General features: G+C 64.2%; 13 protein-coding genes. 5 read left to right on the top strand and 8 right to left on the bottom strand.

What is annotated here, in order from left to right:
* Nucleotides 1–203 precede the first annotated feature (203 nt).
* Nucleotides 204–1427: a Fic family protein gene (locus OU995_RS08565; protein ID WP_267835105.1), complete on the top strand. Its 1224-nt coding sequence runs from the start codon at nucleotides 204–206 to the stop codon at nucleotides 1425–1427.
* Between the two features lie 26 nt (nucleotides 1428–1453).
* Here the strand turns inward: OU995_RS08565 and OU995_RS08560 are convergent, their stop codons facing one another.
* The 4 genes from OU995_RS08560 to OU995_RS08545 form a co-directional block, all read right to left on the bottom strand.
* The gene (locus OU995_RS08560) at nucleotides 1454–2194 is read right to left on the bottom strand and encodes an endonuclease domain-containing protein (protein WP_267835104.1); all 741 of its coding nucleotides are present in this window, start codon (nucleotides 2192–2194) and stop codon (nucleotides 1454–1456) included.
* Nucleotides 2195–2440: 246 nt separating this feature from the next.
* Nucleotides 2441–4642: a TonB-dependent receptor plug domain-containing protein gene (locus OU995_RS08555; protein ID WP_267835103.1), complete on the bottom strand. Its 2202-nt coding sequence runs from the start codon at nucleotides 4640–4642 to the stop codon at nucleotides 2441–2443.
* A 238-nt stretch (nucleotides 4643–4880) separates the two neighbouring features.
* Nucleotides 4881–5315, bottom strand: coding sequence for a glutaredoxin family protein (locus OU995_RS08550; protein ID WP_267835102.1), 435 nt, complete (start codon nucleotides 5313–5315; stop codon nucleotides 4881–4883).
* Nucleotides 5316–5633: 318 nt separating this feature from the next.
* Nucleotides 5634–8588, bottom strand: coding sequence for an adenosylcobalamin-dependent ribonucleoside-diphosphate reductase (locus OU995_RS08545; RefSeq protein ID WP_267835101.1), 2955 nt, complete (start codon nucleotides 8586–8588; stop codon nucleotides 5634–5636).
* 159 nt (nucleotides 8589–8747) lie between these two features.
* Between OU995_RS08545 and OU995_RS08540 the strand changes: the two genes are divergently transcribed.
* Entirely contained in the window at nucleotides 8748–9410 is a 663-nt protein-coding gene (locus tag OU995_RS08540; protein ID WP_267835100.1) for a hypothetical protein, read from the top strand.
* Between the two features lie 7 nt (nucleotides 9411–9417).
* Here the strand turns inward: OU995_RS08540 and OU995_RS08535 are convergent, their stop codons facing one another.
* Nucleotides 9418–10077, bottom strand: a complete 660-nt coding sequence (locus tag OU995_RS08535) for a DUF1134 domain-containing protein (protein WP_267835099.1) — start codon at nucleotides 10075–10077, stop codon at nucleotides 9418–9420.
* Between the two features lie 280 nt (nucleotides 10078–10357).
* On the opposite strand from OU995_RS08535, the gene OU995_RS08530 reads away from it, so the two are divergent.
* Together OU995_RS08530 and OU995_RS08525 are read left to right on the top strand one after the other, a co-directional pair.
* The gene (locus OU995_RS08530) at nucleotides 10358–10783 is read left to right on the top strand and encodes a hypothetical protein (RefSeq protein WP_267835098.1); all 426 of its coding nucleotides are present in this window, start codon (nucleotides 10358–10360) and stop codon (nucleotides 10781–10783) included.
* A 70-nt stretch (nucleotides 10784–10853) separates the two neighbouring features.
* Nucleotides 10854–11234: a PilZ domain-containing protein gene (locus OU995_RS08525; protein WP_267835097.1), complete on the top strand. Its 381-nt coding sequence runs from the start codon at nucleotides 10854–10856 to the stop codon at nucleotides 11232–11234.
* 34 nt (nucleotides 11235–11268) lie between these two features.
* Here the strand turns inward: OU995_RS08525 and OU995_RS08520 are convergent, their stop codons facing one another.
* Nucleotides 11269–12117, bottom strand: coding sequence for an alpha/beta fold hydrolase (locus OU995_RS08520; protein ID WP_267835095.1), 849 nt, complete (start codon nucleotides 12115–12117; stop codon nucleotides 11269–11271).
* A gap of 98 nt (nucleotides 12118–12215) precedes the next feature.
* Here OU995_RS08520 and OU995_RS08515 point away from each other — a divergent pair, with 98 nt between their 5' ends.
* Nucleotides 12216–14486 carry a molybdopterin-dependent oxidoreductase gene (locus OU995_RS08515; RefSeq protein ID WP_267835094.1) on the top strand — a complete coding sequence of 757 codons (2271 nt, stop codon included), beginning with the start codon at nucleotides 12216–12218 and terminating at the stop codon, nucleotides 14484–14486.
* On the opposite strand, the gene OU995_RS08510 is transcribed toward OU995_RS08515, so the two are convergent.
* A complete protein-coding gene (locus OU995_RS08510; protein WP_267835093.1) occupies nucleotides 14428–15447 on the bottom strand; it encodes a sce7725 family protein in 1020 nt (339 codons plus the stop codon). The genes OU995_RS08515 and OU995_RS08510 overlap by 59 nt on opposite strands.
* Nucleotides 15448–15678: 231 nt before the next feature.
* Nucleotides 15679–17109 (bottom strand): efflux transporter outer membrane subunit, encoded by a 1431-nt coding sequence (locus OU995_RS08505; RefSeq protein ID WP_267835092.1) that lies wholly within the window; start codon nucleotides 17107–17109, stop codon nucleotides 15679–15681.
* Nucleotides 17110–17137: the final 28 nt, after the last annotated feature.

Genomic DNA, 17137 nt, shown 5'->3' with positions numbered 1-17137 from the left:
GCCGGCGTTGCGCCCGCGCAATACCTGCCGCCGGTCCACGCCTCCTACGCAAATGCGCTCGCGATGACGCCGCTGAGTGCCTGGCCGAGCCCTCACCCGCCCCGCATGCATATGGATCCGCAAACTTATCAGCACAAGTTGCAATTTACCTCATAAAATCAAGGAATTAGTGATCCAATGCGATCACGCAACGTGATGCGCAAATGTACAACCATCCGTCGCAGTTTGAACCGCTCTTGCCGAGAGATTCCCAAGCCGACCATGTGCTGGCAATGTCACATGATCTTCGGACCGAAGCCGCACGCCTGACCGGCGCTTGTCAGAACGGAGTCAGTCAAGAGTTGGCTCGACTGTTGCGATCGATGAACTCGTACTACTCGAACAAGATCGAGGGCGAGCACACCCGACCGTTGGAAATCGAGCAGGCCCTGCGACTGGACTTCTCCGCTGACGCGGAAAAAGCCCGACTTCAACGCCTTGCGGTGGCACATATTGCGACCGAACAATGGCTCTACGAACAGCCGGTCAGCCTGGTCGAGGCTTACTCTGCGGAGTTCCTGTGCAGGATCCACCGCCATCTGTTCGGGCAACTCAAGGACGCGGATCGGGTGGTCCGTCTCCATGATGCCAACGGTGCGGTCACAGAAGAGATGATTGTCTTGCCCGGCGAAATTCGCACGAGGGAGGTTCGAGTCAAAAACCACGTCGCGCCTGCCGCCGCAGCGCTGCCCGCCATGTTGGAGCGTTGGAGTAAGGTCTACGGAGGCGTGCGCCGAGGAGAACTGCAGATCGTTGCGGCCGCAGCGGCACACCATCGTCTGGTATGGATCCACCCATTCCTCGACGGCAATGGTCGAGCATCTCGCTTGCACAGCCTGGCTGTGCTGGGCGCTCTTGAGTTGACTGGTGGCCTATGGTCACCGCTACGTGGACTTGCTCGCCAGGCGGAACGCTATAGCGAGCGTTTAGGCAATGCCGACATGGCCCGAATGGGCGACCTGGACGGCCGAGGCCAACTCAGCGAACGGATGTTGTTGGAGTGGATCGAATTCTTCATTGGCGTCTGCCTGGACCAAGTGCGCTTCATGTCTCAGATGCTTAACCTGCGGGAGATGCAGAACCGCCTGGGAGCCTTGCTGGCGCACGAAGAGCACGTCGTCAAGCGTGGATTACGCATGGAAGCGTTGCGACCACTGCATTACCTCTTCGCGACTCAAGGCGAGATTTCGCGAGGCGACTTTGCGAGCATGACCGGCCTTGGCGAGCGCACGGCGACGACGTTGATCGGCAAGCTGCTGGACACGGGCTTGTTGCGCTCAGATTCACCGCGCGGCCAAGTGCGTTTCGGAATCCCGTTGGATGCCCTGCGATTCTTGTTTCCCAGCCTCTGGCCCGAGGCTGAGGCCGATGCGGCGGCAGCCCGATAAGGAGACCTCTCTGACTCACCCCCACATCAAGTCAGATCAAGTTCCTTCTCTCCACCTTCCACGCCAAAGCGAAGAGCCACAGCGGTCACAAAGGCTTCGTCGGCCACCTTCTTCATGTCGTTGAAGAGTTCCGTGCCCGAGAAACGAAACACCTGATAGCCTGCGCGTTGCAGGTTGCGGTCACGCTGACGATCGGCCGTGAAGGAGTCCTTGTTGCCGTGGAACTCGTAGCCGTCACATTCCACAATCATTTGGAGCTTGGGCTGCGCCGGGCACCAGATATACAGGTCCACCCGCGCGTCTCGCGAGCCGGCCCCCAACCCGGGGAAGACAGATTGCGGCGACAGGATGAAAGCGGACCAGGCCAGCCAGCCTGCTGACACGATCGGGTCGTTGACAATGGTGTCGTAATCGTCCGGCTTCAGCTTGCCTTTGGAGACGAGCTGCTTGCAGTAATCCTCGAAAGAGGCTTCGAGCGGATCCTCCGCCTTGAACTGCTGCTTGTGTTCATCGGCGACCTGTGCAAGGTCTTCGTTGTAGTTCTCCACGTGCCGGTCCCAAGCCAGCTCCAGCGCCCACCGCAATTCAATCGCTTTCGAAATACGTTCAGCGTCGGCCTTCGCGTTCTGAAGGGGCTGCGTCACCAGGGCGCCATGGGGGGAGTCAAACAGGAACCGGAGCAGCAGACCGCCCATGCACGCTTTCTCGATGGGCGACTCGGCGTGACGGATGGCTCGTTCCGTGCAGTCAGCGATCCACGTGGCCATAGAGTCCAACTCAAGCTTGGCACTCGGCTTCCTTTGCCTGATCTCCTCAATCACCGACTGCATGACTGCCACACAGTGTTCGGGACTTCCAGTAAAGACATCCGCCAAATCTCGATTCACGTGTGGTTCTTTCAAAGCCTTGGAACATCGCTGAGCAAACAGCCGAGCCCATCGTAACGCGCGACTTTCACCAATGCTGCATTGGCATCACGGCGGTGTGAACCCGGCAAGCGCAAGCGCTGAGTTTCACAATCGCAATTCCAGCGTAACACCGGCCATTGGCTCCGTCCGCTGACGGCTATCCACTCGGGCCTCTGCCCCACTGCCACTGTAGACATCGGACCGCTGCGTGACCGGCGACCACAGATTGTTCAGGGAGAAACGCCACTTCATCGCCGGATTCACGGTCCAGCTCGCCTGCATCGACACATCCTGTCTCCGCCCTTGATACAGCCGATGATCCACGGCACTTCTCCACCAGAGCCCGGGCGCCCAGTTCGCATCCGCTGACAGCTCCAGGGGCATGCTGCTCACCTTGTATCGCATGCCGACCTTGGCGGACCACGGTGTCTGACCGGCCATCCGGTGATCGGGACCGTGCAGATTCTCCAGCTCGGAGCTGGCCAATGTCGTGCCCAACCTCAGCTCCCATTGCGGGGCCGACGGCAGCCAGTCACGCAGATTGAGCCGTGCATCCACGCTGGCGCCCTGGATCCGCGCACGACCCAGATTGGTCGGTCGAACCACATAGCGGGGCACCGAAGCCCATGGCACCGATTCCAGCGCAACCGACTCCCCGATGGTGTCATTCAATCGACGCTGAAAGACATCCACATTCACCAGCGAATCCTTGCCGACGTAATGCTCGTAAGACAGCGTGATGCCCAAGGCACGTTCTGGCTTCAAGCCCGGATTGCCTGCTGTGTCGGCATAAGCCAGTGTGTTGGCACCACAACCCAGCGTGGGTGAACACGGCGCCAGTGGATGGATGGTGGGGCGTTGTATGTATTGGTCGAGTGAAGGCGAATTGAAGCTGCGCGCAATGGAGAAGCGCAACTTCCTGGTGCCATCATCATTCAGCTTGTGAGCGACGTGAAGCGAAGGCGACACCAGGCGGTAGCTGGCGCGGGCGCGCTCACTGCCCTCACGAATGGACAGTCGCCGCCCCTCCATGCTGATGCCGGCGTTAACCGCCCAATGCTTGGAGAGGGTCCACTCATCCTGAGCAAAAGCGCTTGCGGTGGGGCCGCTCAACACCTGCCCCTGGCCGAATGTAGCGAACGACGCGTCAGGCACACCGTTCACGGTGTTTTCCAGGGCCGTCATGTTCTGGTGCCAGCTGGCTCTGAAACCCAACTTCAGCGCATGATGTTCAGGACTCTTGGGGGCGAACTGGGCCCGCAGGGAATCGACGAACAAGCGCTCATTGCGGCGGCTCTGCCGAAGCGTGCTGCTCGAACCCCCTACGTCTTTATCGGTCCGGTCTGAATCTCGATCCACAAAGCTTCGAGAGGACTCCCACTGCAGTTCCAGACGGCCACCGTCGTCCGCGCGGTACCGCCAGCTCAGCGGCAGGGCTGCGCTCAACAGCGTTCCCCGGTTGCTGCCGCTTGCATTGCTGATGCGACCCGAGGGGTTCTGCCATTGGTGGGTCTCATCGGTGTCCACATCCGTCTGCCAGTACAGCAGCACTGGGGACGCGTCCATGTCGACCTCTTTCGACCATTGATAGGCATACGTGGAGCTTGCGCTGAACGTGGACAGCTGATCCACGCCACGGCTTTGTGATCGGTCCTGCAGCGTTGCCTCGCTCGGACTGCCGCTGTCATAGGTGTCGGTGTCCTTGTGAACATCGGTCTCCTTGTGCCGAATGGAGATCCGGTTGGACAGAGACCAGGGCTCATCCACTGGACGAATGCTGTTGGACCAGGCCTGGTTTGCGTCTGCGGCTGCCGGCCCAGCGGCGAGCCCCTTTCGGAGCGAAGTACTGGTCTTGCGTTCAACCCGGCGGGTGACGATGTTGATGGTTCCAGCGATACCGAAGGGGCCGAATTCGGCCATCGACCCCTTGATGATTTCGATGCGCTCGATATGCACCACATCCTGTTCGAGTGGATCGCGGCCAGGCAAAGGCGGCTTGCCATCCACCAGAATCTGCGTGTAACCCGGCAGACCCAACAAGCCAAGACGCCCATTGCTCCCCACGGTCACCGCAGGTTCCCGTTTGAGGACTTCAAAGACCGTCGTCTGGCCGCTGGCCTCAATGGCTTTGCGAGAAACCACGATCTTGCCGGCCACGAACTCCTGCCGCTGTTGCAGATCGCTGAGCGCCTCACCTTGAACTTCGACCTTGTCGAGCTGCTGAGGGGTCGGGGTGGCGGCGTAAGAAGAAAGAGCTGCGCCGGCACAGGCCAGCATGGCGAAGGCCGGGGCCTGATTGCACTTCATCAAAAATTTTAGGCGGGAGAGGGCTGCGCCTGACTCATGGGAATGGCGAGACAGCAGCCGATATAAAACTACTTCTTGGTTGGGTCACAGATGTAGTCACACTTCTCCCGGTCCTTCGTTCTCTCCAGGCAGCGCTCCATACACCGCTTGGGATCGAACTCGGCAGCAGCCTCTCCGAATGAGACCGCAAAGGTCGCGAATACCGAAATGAACACAAGGGTCTTGCGAAGGGTCGTGCTCACTGATGCCTCTTGGATGAATCAAGACTAAAGCCCTCGTCTTGCAGCATTGCAAGAAGGCGTGCTTCCTGAAAGCCAGTCAACCGATGGCCAGCAGTTAGAAATACGGGAAAGCTATCCTGACCAAGTGCCTTCCACTCTGAACGGGCGGACGAATTCTGGTCGATTCTCAAATCGTTGAAGCTGATGCCCTGCTCATTGAGAATGGCTCTTGCTCGCTGACATGCCGGGCAACTCTCTGTTCCGTAGACGGAAATCTTGAGATCTTTTCCAGAGAAGTAACTTGAGAAGTTACCTTGCACAGCTCTCTGCCTGAAGTCGTTCCAGGCATACGCGGTGAACTTTCCCGCAGGAATTGCGATTGCAACGATTAACAGGCACAACAACGCCTCAACAATGAGGCGGCTCGTCCTGGAGCCGGAACGGAACTGCATGAAACTCCCTGGCACCCCCTTTGCCGGAAAGGCGCCCGCATCTTCAACTGCGATGTGTAATGCGAGGAATCATTCCATACACGAACCGTGCTCTTTCATTGGTGATAACCCCGGTGTCTTTCGCACGTCAAAACGATGCGTTCTTTACAATGAAGAATAAATGAATGCCCGGTCTGTCATTCAAGCTGCGAATGAGATCTGCGTAGTTCAGCGCAGCCCGGTTGAAGGATGACGGCGCCAACAGCAGCGTCATCCGCGCAGTGTTCGTGCCCAAAGCCAGGCGGCGCACAAACCGTGCGTCTTCATCTCCGCCTGCCCTCACCCACACTGCCCCACAAACCCACAAGCCGTACAGAACTCACACCCATCCCGGTGGATCACGGTCAGGTTGCCGCACTCCGGGCACTTCTTGCCCGCCATGGCAGGAACACCAGCCGTTGTCGCCACCGTCCGGGCCGCCGAGGACGGTGCCTGCTGCAGCAGCCCCATATCCACCAGCGGGAAGCCCTGCTCGTCCAGCACACCCAACATCGCATAGCGGTGGATGATCAAGCGTGCCACATACGCCACGGTCGATGGCCACACCTGCTGGCGCCGCTCACCGGACAAGGTCGGCACCGGCGCCATAAAGTGGCCCAGCGGCTCCCCCACATTCAGCAGCTTGCGCAGCTTCATGCCGATCCAGCCCGGATCCAGCACCCGCATGTCCAGTGACAGCAGCCGCGCCAAGCCATCCAGCGCCTTCGGATAGTTGCCGGAGAAGCCCATCGCGCAGGGTCGCGTCACCGCGCCACCTTCGGGCGTCGGCAGGCTCACCTCCTTCAGCGTCAGCGTGAACACCTCCCCGGTGGCCGGGTTGTCCACGTCCACCGCCCAGGCCAGCGTACCCATCGTGCCGGTGCGCGGCTCCTCCCGCGAGAACATCGCATCCATCACCGGAGTCGGCCCGCCATCCTGCAGCGCCCCCAGTTGCTCACAGCGCCAGCGGATCACCGCCGCCGTCGCCGCCACCACGCCCGGGAACAGCCGCGGCTCTCCCAGCGGGGGCATCGGCATTTCAAAGGACCGTTCTTCCGCCACCGTGGCCAAGGCATCCAGCTTCAGCCGCAGCCAGGCCGTGTCGTTGGTGCGGAGGTCCATCGACAAGGTTTTGGCCAGCGCCGACAGCCCGCGCGGCTGCTCCGCCCCATTCACCCACACCTCGAAGGGCAGCGTGCGCCCGAACAGCCCCGCCTCCGGCCCTTCCGCCGGAAGCTCCCCCACAAACAGCGCAAAGTCGCCATGCGGGTGCCGGATCATGGTGGACCAAGCCGGGTTGCCCCCCGGCAGTTCGGGCCGGCTCGGCCAGCGCAGCGAGGCCAGCACCGGCTTGGGCAGACGGTCCACACGCAGGCGCTGGTTGGGCCCCACCTCGGGCTTCAGCGGTTCGGGCTGCGCCACCGGCTCCACACTCAGCACCGACCCCAGCACCTGATTGGGCCGATAGGTGGCCAGCCCCTTCAAGCCGCTCTTCCAGGCCAGGCGGTAAAGATCCTGGAAGTCCTGGTAGGGATAGTCCGCCGGCACGTTCACCGTCTTGGAGATGGAGGTGTCCACATAGGGCGCCACCGCCGCCACCATCGCTTCATGGTCGGCCGCCTTCAACTCCAGCGCGGTGACAAACGCTTCGGTCAGCGGCGCGTCCCCCCCATGCAGATGGCGGTAGAGCCGCCAGGCATGGTCTTCCACTGCATATTCCTTGAAGCTGTTGTCCGGCATCCGCTTCTTGCGGGTGTAGCTCCAGGAGAACGGCGGCTCGATGCCGTTGCTGGCGTTGTCCGCAAACGCCAGGCTGATGGTGCCGGTGGGCGCAATCGACAGCAGATGCGAATTGCGCAGCCCCTGGGCCCGGATCTTGTCCTTCAGCCATGGCGGCAGCCGAGAGGCGAAATTTCCACCTGACAAATACAGGTCGGCATTAAAAAGGGGAAAGGCCCCCCGCTCCACTGCCAGATCGGCACTGGCTTCATAGGCCGCATCCCGCATCACCTCGCTGATGCGGCGGGCCATCTGCCGCGCCGGCTCGCCGTCGTAGCGCAGCCCCAGCATGATCAGGGCATCCCCCAGTCCGGTAAAGCCCAACCCCACCCGTCGCTTGTTGGCGGCCTCGTGCGCCTGCTTGGGCAGCGGCCACGGTGTGACATCCAGCACGTTATCCAGCATGCGGGTCGCCACCCGGCACACGTCGGCAAAGCCCTCTTCGTCAAACCGCGCCTGCGGGCTGAAGGCGTCCACCACAAACAGGGTCAGGTTGACCGAGCCGAGGCAGCAGCACCCATACGGCGGCAGCGGCTGTTCGGCGCACGGGTTGGTGGCACTGATGGTTTCGCAGTAGTGAAGGTTGTTGTCCGCATTGATTCGATCCAGGAACAAAACACCCGGTTCGGCATGGTCGTAGGTGGACCGCATCACCTGGTCCCACAATTTGCGAGCCCTTACGCGTCGATACACCCACAGCCCATCGGCACGCTGGATCGCCCCGGCCGCCCGCAGTTTGGCGCTGGGCACGGCCTTGTGGACCAGCTCCACATCGGCGTCGGCCTCCACAGCTTCCATGAAGGCATCGGTCACACCGACCGAGATGTTGAAGTTGCGGAGGTCCCCCTGGTCCTTGGCGTGGATGAAGTCTTCAATGTCCGGATGGTCGCAACGCAACACCCCCATCTGCGCCCCACGGCGGGAGCCAGCGGATTCCACCGTCTCACAGCTGCGGTCAAACACCCGCATGTAGCTCACCGGCCCGGAAGCGCTGGACTGGGTGGACTTGACCCAGGCGCCTTTGGGCCGAATGCGAGAGAAGTCATAGCCCACCCCGCCACCGCGCCGCATGGTTTCCGCGGCTTCGGTCAATGCGGTGTAGATGCCGGGAATGCCGTCTTCCTCCTCGGCAATCGAGTCGCCGACGGGTTGCACAAAGCAATTGATCAGCGTGGCCGACAACTCGGTGCCCGCAGCCGATGCAATGCGCCCGGCCGGTACAAAACCGCGCCGTTGGGCATCCAGAAACCGGGCTTCCCAGTCCTGCCGGTGCTCGGCCGATTCCGCCTGGGCCAATGCACGGGCCACCCGCTGGCGCACGTCCTCCAACTCGCGTTCGGTGCCCTTGGCGTATTTTTCCAACAGCACCTCGGCGCTGATGTCCTGGGCGGGAAGGCTGTCTGCTGCAAACGCGCCAGACGAGTTCCCAACTTGTGTGGGCAGGGCTGGCACTGAGGGCAGAGAGGGCTGCGTCATTCGGATCTCCACAAGACGATCGAACGATATTAGTCCGGTCGGGGACTACCGGTCTGAGCTACATCAAGTCACAAAGCTGCAACTTTGGCGGCGTGAGCAGGCACTCCGCTGGGAAGCCCCAATGGGCCGATTCGCAACGGCGCACTATTCTTGAATCCCATGAACCCCGACAAGGTCTTGCGATCCAGCCCCGGCACCCTCGGTGAGCTGGAACATGAATGCGCTGAAGCCCGACGCCTGATCCAGGACGGGGCCTTCACCGCTGCCCGTGATCAGCTGCTGGCACTGCAGCGGGAGCATGGCGACGAGCATGCCCCCTTGCAGGAAGCCTTGAGTGCCCTGGCCGAGGCCGAGGAGGACTGGGCGGCGGCGCTGCGCTTCTACAAGCGTTTCCATACCCTCGCCCTGCAGGCCGGCACGTCGCCGCTGGCGTCGCGGGATCAACTGCTGGCACGGCTGACGGAGCATCAGCGCAGCTCGCCGGACCTGTCGTTCTGTCTGGTGGCGCTGGGCGCCAATCGCGCACCGGCCGGCGTGCTGCCGCAAATGCTGCGTCAGCAATGCCGCGCCCAGGATGTGCTGGCCCTGGGGAAGGGCGAAGCCATGCTGATGCTGCTGCACGATGTGGATCTGCCCACCGGCCGCAAGGTGTGCGAGCGCATCCGCACCGTCTGGTTCCAGAACCATACCAGCGCCGGCGCGCTCGCCATGGGCCTCACCGCCTGGCGCGGCCCGGGCGACACCGGCGGGGCCTTCCTGGCCCGCGCCGAGGGCGCCCTGGATCGCAGCCAGCGCGAGGGCGGCCCGCTGCGCACCGGCTGAGCCGAGGTCAGAACGGGTTGTAGGTTTTTTCCGGGCGGTAGTGGATGTAGCCCACGCTGGCGCCCGCGCGCAGGCCCACCCCCAGGCGGATCGGTGCCAGGGTGATGCCATCGGCTCGTTGATAGTTGACGCCGGCACCGCCCACGTAATAAAGGCTGCCATCCACCCCGGGGAAACGGCGGAAGATGGCGCCCGCCTTGGGCAGTTTGTAGACCAGGGTGAAGACCTTGGCTGCATTGGCGCCCAGATCAAAACCGACCGACGGGCCCGCCCAATACACGTGCGTACCGCCGCCTCGCTTCATCACCAGCGAGCCGTCCCCATAGCGCAGACCCACGGTGATGGCCGCCGCCGCTTCCTGCCCCTTGATGTAGGCATTGGGGCGCCCCTGCTCCTTAAAAGCCTTCTCGATGACCTTGGCCAAGCCCTCCGTGGTCTGGCCGAAGAAGTCGGCCGCGTCCTTGAGGACTGAATCCTGGTCGAAGGTGTCCTCCTCCTCCTGACCTTCAGCGGCCAGCGCCGGCCAGCTCAGGCCAGCCGCCGCCGGCAGGATCAGGCTTCCCGCCGCCGCGCGGCCCAGGCGTGCCAGCGCCAACCGGCGGGAGGGGTCTTGTTGGGAGGACAAGAGGGCTTCCGCGCTCGGGGTGGGGGACTCAAGGGGATTCATGCTCATCTCCGGGTTTTCCATGATGCCGGCGCACCAGATGGGTGCGGTTCTCCGGGCGGACACGTTTTGCAAGACGATGCTACGCCTGCTTGTGACAAACGGCGCGACAACCCGGCGTGCCGTTCTATACACTGCGCGAACGCCAACGCGGAGGGTCGCGGCAGGACAACAAGATTGGCATTCTTTGAGCCACCCCCAGCATCCCCATGGGCACCTTGCCACCCGGCAGCCCGACCCGACCCACCGCCGACAAAAGCGAAAAAGCATCAAGGAGGACCCCGTGAGTGACCTGCCCCGTCTGGCGAGAGCCCTGGAATACCTGGACATGGCCTCCGCGCTTTACATCGCTGGCGGCGCGGACCATTCCGCCCAGTTGCTGGCCGCTGCAGGCGAACGCCTGCTGGGCGACCTGGCGCGGCTGATCCAGTCGCCGGAACACGGGCCTGAGGTGCAGCAGTTGCTGTCGCGGGTGGCGCAGCACCATCCCGGTTATTCACTGCCTGAAGTGCCGGGGCATGCCCCCAACCGCCAACTGCAGCAGATGATGGACCGGCAGGATTCCCCGGAAGTGGCGGCCCTGCGGCAGGCCACGTCCGCGCTGCTGCGGGCGTCCTGGTATCTGCTGGAAACGATGGGCCTGGAATCCCTGGCCCCCTCGCGCCTGCATCAGGCGATCGAGAAATCCACCATCTACGCCGACCTCTGACCCCCCCCACCGCCGGCTTTGACGCCGGACGCGAGGCAGAGGATAGTCAGTCGAAACTGGGGAAGCCGTGATGTCCAACGATTCTGCCCATGAGCGGCGCCATTTCTCGCGCATTGCCTTTGCCAGCTCGGCCCATCTCGTGACCGTCGAGCATCGGGTGGCCGTGCAGGTGCTGGACCTGTCGCTCAAAGGCGCGCTGCTGCTGCTGCCGCCGGACGCGCCCGTGGAACCCGGCATGCTCGCCCTGCTGGATCTGCCGCTGCTGCCGCATGAGGGCCGGATCTCCATGGCGGTCCAGGTGGCCCACATCGACCGCCAGCGGGCCGGGCTGCTCAGTCTGGGCATCGACCTGGAAAGCATCACCCACCTGCGCCGGCTGATCGAACTCAACCTGGGTGACCCCTCGCTGGCCGAGCGTGACCTCCGGGCGCTGGCGGCCTCTCCCGCCTGAGACGGCGCCAGCGGCATCGGTCGCCCCCAAGCGCTTACGCCGCAATGAACCGGCGCAACACCTCAAAGGCCGCCACCGGATCATCCCGCCAAGCGCCGTGGCCCACACCCGGGAAGCGCGCCAGTTGCCGCCACTGGGCCGGCAGCGCCTCGTGGATCTCCAGGGCATCTTCCAAGGGGCAGACCGGGTCGTCTTCCCCCACCATCACCAGCACCGGGCACAAAGCGCCCGCCAGGCCCTGCAGCAGGCCGAGGTCCTGCTTCTCGCCGCCGACGAAGTGCAGCAGGATTTCAATATTGGCCAGGGTGCGGCTGCCCGCTTCCGGGTCTGCCGCCGGTTGGGTGTTGTAGAGGTGGCGCACTCCGCTCCAGTAGGCCTGGAAGGTGTCGTGGCTGGGCCGCGCCCAGAAGGCTTCCGCCAACGCACGGGCCTGCGGGCCGCCGCGGCGCTCGAACGCAGCCAGCTTGCGCTCCAGTCCCATGTGGTGCGACGTGCTGGAAAGAATCACCTTGCTGGCATGCGCCGGATGCCGGGCGATGTAGCGCTGGGCCACAAAACCGCCAAAGGACTGTCCCAGCACGATGGGCTTCTCGATGCCGAGGGCGTCACACAGCCGCACGATGTCATCCGCCCAGACATCCAGATTCCATTCGGACGACGGACGTGGATCGCTGCGGCCATGGCCGCGATGGTCGTAATAGATCACCTGCGCCAAGTCGGTCAACTGGCTGAACGCCGGTTTAAAGGCGCTGTGGTCGAAGCCCGGGCCACCATGCATGCAAATCAGCGTGGGCTTGTCCCGCATGCGCGGGCCGTCGGGCACCAGTCCCGCACCTTCCACATCCACATAAAGGCGAACGCCGCCACCGATGTCGATTTTCATGGGCAGCAGTATGCCGCGCTCCCTGTCGCGTACATGACGACCCAGGTATGCAGGCCGACTCACAATCGTCCGCACAAGACGAATGAACGGAGACAGCCATGGACCCGCAGACGCACTACCGCATCTGCCCCTTGTGCGAAGCCAGCTGCGGGCTGGAGATCCGCACGGCCACAGGCACGCAGGGCAGCTCCGCGCCCCAGGTCGTGAGCATCCGGGGCGACGAACACGATCCTTTCAGCCAGGGATATCTGTGCCCCAAGGGCGTGGCCCTCAAAGATCTGCATGAAGACCCCGACCGGCTGCGCCAGCCAATGCGGCGCGAGGCGGACGGGCAATTTGTGCCCATCAGCTGGGCCGAGGCCTTCGAAGAGATCGACCGCCGCCTGCCGGCCTTGCGCCAATCCTACGGTCCGGACTGTGTGGGCCTGAGCATCGGCAATCCGGCCTCGCACAAGATCGGCCTGTTCAGCTACTTCCCCGGTCTGGCGCGGGCGCTGGGCACCCGCAACATCTTCTCCGCCTCCACCCTGGACCAGATGCCCAAGCAGCTGGCCTGCGGCTGGATGTACGGGCACTGGCTGAGCGTGCCGGTGCCAGACCTGCCGCGCAGCGATCTGCTGATCATCCTGGGTGCCAATCCAGCGGTGAGCAACGGCAGCCTCTGGACGGTGCCCGACTTTCGCGGCAAGGCCAAGGCCATGCGCGCACGCGGCGGCCGCATCATCGTCATCGACCCGCGCCGCACCGAAACCGCCCAGGCGGCCGATGAGCACCATGCCATCCGCCCGGGCGGCGATGTCTTCCTGCTGCTGGGCATGCTGCACACGCTGTTTGCCGAGGACCTCGTCCGCCCCGGCCGGCTCACCGGGCATCTGAACGGGCTGGACGATCTGCGCGCGCTGGCCGCCGAGTTCACGCCCCAGCACTGCGCATCACATGCCGGCCTGCCCGAGGCCACCGTCCGCCAACTGGCGCGCGATCTGGCAGCGGCCCCCCGCGCGGCGCTGTATGGCCGCATCGGCACCTGCACCCAACGCTTCGGCACGATCAACAGTTGGTTGATCGACGTGCTCAACATCCTCACCGGCCATCTGGACAGCCCGGGGGGGCTCATGTTCCCGAAGGCAGCCGCCTTTGCCGCCAACACGCTGGGACGCCCCGGCCAGGGCAAGGGCGTGACCGTCGGACGTCGCCACAGCCGCGTCAGCCGTGCGCCGGAAATCATGGGCGAGTTGCCGATCAGTTGCCTCTCCGAAGAAATCGAGACGCCGGGAGACGGGCAGATCCATGCGCTGATCACCGTGGCCTGCAATCCGGTACTGTCGGCCCCCAATGGGGCGCGGCTGGCCCGCGCGCTGCAAGGGCTGGACTTCATGCTCAGCCTGGACCCCTACATCAATGAAACCACCCGCCATGCCCATCTGATCCTTCCGCCGCCGTCGCCGCTGGAGGACTGGCATTACGACCTGGTGTTTGCGCAGCTGTCCTGGCGCAACCATGCGCGGTGGTCGGGGCCGGTGCTGCCGCCCTCAGCAGCTGCCCCGGCGCCGCAGGCCGAATGGCAGACCCTGCTGCGCCTCACGGCCATCGTGAACGGCCTGGGCCCGCAGGCCGATCTGCAGGCCCTGGACGACCAGGCCCTGCAAGCCGAGTTGCAACGCAGCGCGGGCGACCGTGCCGCCGAATGCCTGGCGATGCTGGACGGCGGCGCCGGCCCCGCGCGCTGGCTGGACCTGGCCTTGCGCAGCGGCCCCTATGGAGACGCTTTTGGCGCACGGCCGGACGGCTTGAACCTGGCCAAGGTGCGCGCCGCCCCGCATGGCATCGACCTGGGTGAGCTGACACCCCGCATTCCCGAAGTCCTGCGCACGCCCTCCGGCCGCATCGAACTGGCCCCTGCGGCGCTGCTGGCCGAGGTGGCATCGGTGCGCACAGCGCTGCAGCGTCCGCTGGACCCTGAACTGCTGCTGATCGGCCGGCGGGAGACGCGCAGCAACAACAGCTGGATGCACAACCTGCCGGTGCTGGCCAAGGGCAAGGAACGCTGCACCTTGCTGATCCATCCGGACGATGCCGCACGCGCCGGCCTGGACACCGGCCAGACGGCCCGGCTCAGCAATGCCCGCGGCAGCGTGCTGGCGCAGGTGGAAGTGAGCGACGCCATGCGCCCCGGCGTGGTGAGCCTGCCGCACGGCTGGGGCCATGATCTGGCCGGCGCCCGGCTGCAAGTGGCCGCGCAGCATCCGGGTGTCAACATGAACCTGCTGCTGGACGAAGACGACCGCGACCCCGTCTCCGGCACCTCGGTGCTCAGCGGGGTGCCGGTGCGCCTGAGTGCGGCGGAAAGCGTCCCGACAGCAAACCACTGACCAGTTCCAGGTGGTGCATCAGCTGCCACTGTCGGGCAATCGCCTGGGTCGGTGGCACGCCTCGGATGTGGCACCCCACAAAGCGGCGCACCGCTTCGGTGGGGCCGAAGCAGGCGTCGCGGCGGTCCAGGGCCAGATGGAACAGCTGCAAGGCGCGGATGAAGCGGGCTTCGGCCAGGCGCTGCGGCGGGAACTGCCGCTCCGCCACAAAGAATTCCAGGCAGAGCGCCTGGTCCATCGGCCCGCCCATCTGGTGGAAGGCCAAATGGAAGCAGCCGGTGGGCCCACCGCCGGGGTAAGGCAGGGAGGGCAGGCTGGTGTAGTCCGAAAACCCGGCACCGCCCACGTCCTTGAAACGCGAGACGGCATCGGTGAAGAACCGCCGCTCCTGGAGGAATCCGCCCATGCCCACCCGCTTGAGTGCCTCCGGCATGTTGGCATCCAGCGGTTCCACCCACACCACCTGGGCCGGAGCCAGCGCCTCCCGCAGCGCCGACGAGCAGGGCCCGTGCTTGAGAAAGACCCGCGCCACCTGCACCCCCTGCAAGGCTTCATACAGATGCATGAGCGCCTGCGGCTCCTCCGCCATCACCACGCCCACCACCTGCCCGGCGTAACTCTGCGCAAACAGCCGCACCACATCCGGAGTGACACCGGCATGCAGCAACAAGGTCGGGCACAGATACCGGCGCGGTGAGGACACCGAGGCCAGCAGATGCCGTCCCCAGCTCAGCGCTGGTGCGGCACCCACACCGGCAAATTCCTGAAGCATCGGATTGACCACCATCCACGCCGTCAGCCCTTCGCTCTCACACGCCTGCAGCGTGTGCCGCAAGGAGGCGAGCACATGCCGCACCGGCTCAATCACCGGTTGAACACATGCCTCTGACGCCAAGAGCGTGATGGACTGGCGCAGCGCCAGCATCTCCTTTTGCATGCCGTGGAGATAGGGAAAGTACATGGGGATCGCCACAAGTAAACCTGGGGCGCCGATGATGCAGACAGCCTCTTCTTTCGTCAGGGCCCTCGCTTGCTAAGTTGAGTTGGATCAACCGATCAAATGCCACCTCAACAAGGGTAGGAACTCCACAAATATTTGTAGTGGCGAACCGATGCCCCCAATGAAAAACGGCATCGGCCGCTGAGCTGCGGACCGATGCCGTTGGGGCGAACCAGCGAAGGGTTCAGCCGGTCAGGACGGGGCCTTGGCGTTCTGCGCCGCCGGTGCCGGCTCGGTGCCGCCGCCCAGCACCTTGTACAGCTGCACCTGGTTCTGCAGCTGCGCCAGTCGCACCTGCAGTGCCGACTGCTGCGCCGCGAAGCTGGACCGCTGGGCGTCCAGCAGATCCAGGTTGGAAGCCGCGCCATTGCGATAGCTCAGCTCCACCAGTTGCAGGCGGGAGGCTTCAGCTTCGGCCTGGGCATCCTGGGCGCGCAGTTGCTCGTCCAGGGTCGCGCGGCCGGCCAGTGCATCGGACACTTCCTTGAAGGCGGTCTGCACCGCCTTCTCGTAGTTGGCCACGGCAATCTCACGGTTGGCCTTGGCGGCTTCCAGATTGTTCTGGTTCTTGCCAAAGTCAAACAGCGGCAGCAGGGCCGAGCCACTGATGCTCCAGGCACTGCGCTTGAACAGGTCGGACAGCGCATTGCTGGCGGTACCGCCACTGGTCGTCAGCGAGATGCTGGGGAAAAACGCCGCACGGGCCACACCGATGTTGGCTTCCGCCGCCACCAGTTGCTGTTCGGCCTGGCGCACGTCCGGACGCTGAATCAGCACTTCCGACGGCAGACCGGCCAGCACAGCGCCCATGGTCTGGCCGCTGAGCGGCTGGGCAGCGGCCAGGTTGTCCGGCAGCGTCTGGCCCACCAGCAGGGTCAGGCTGTTCATGTCCTGCATGCGGGTGCGCTGCAGTTGGGCCAGCGTTGCGCGAGCCGATTCGTAGGACGACTGAGCGGTGTTCAGGTCCAGCTTGGACGAGGCCCCGTTGTCGAACTTCAACTGCGTCAGCTTCAGGCTGTCCTGGCGGGTGGCCACGGTCTGCTCGGTCAGTTTCAGCAGCTCGTCATCCGCCTGCACCGCCAGATAGGCCGTGGCCACACTGGCAATCAGCGAGATGCGTGCCGTCCGCGCGGCTTCGGCCGTGGCGAGATAGGTCGCAAAACTCGACTCGCTGGTGTTTTTCAGCCGGCTGAACAGATCCAGCTCATAGGCATTGATCTGCAGACCCGCCTGATAGGTGCTGACGATCTGCACATCGCCGGAGCTGGTCGTCTCCGGCCCACGGGTTGCCGACACGCCCGCATTGATGGTGGGCCAGCGATTGGCCGCCGCCACACCTGCCTGGGCACGTGCCACTTCCACATTCAGCAGCGACACCCGCAGGTCGCGGTTGTTCTTCAGCGCCAGTGTGATCAGGTCGCGCAGGCGCGCGTCATGGAAGAACTGCTCCCATTGCAACTGGGCCGCAGCCTGGGCGCCGGGCGCTTCCGCCCCCGGCCCCTGCGGCCACTGCCCCGCCACCGGCGCCTCGGGGCGCTGATGCTCCGGCGCCAGGTTGATGCAGCCGGTCAGTACCAGGGCCGCAACGGCCGAGGCCAGGACGGTCAAACTGTTTTTGATCATTCGAATTCTCCGCACGGCCCCGGCTTGC

This window comes from Roseateles sp. SL47, assembly GCF_026625885.1.
Classification (GTDB): Bacteria; Pseudomonadota; Gammaproteobacteria; order Burkholderiales; family Burkholderiaceae_C; genus Roseateles.
This window is presented reverse-complemented; position numbering and strand designations above follow the sequence as displayed.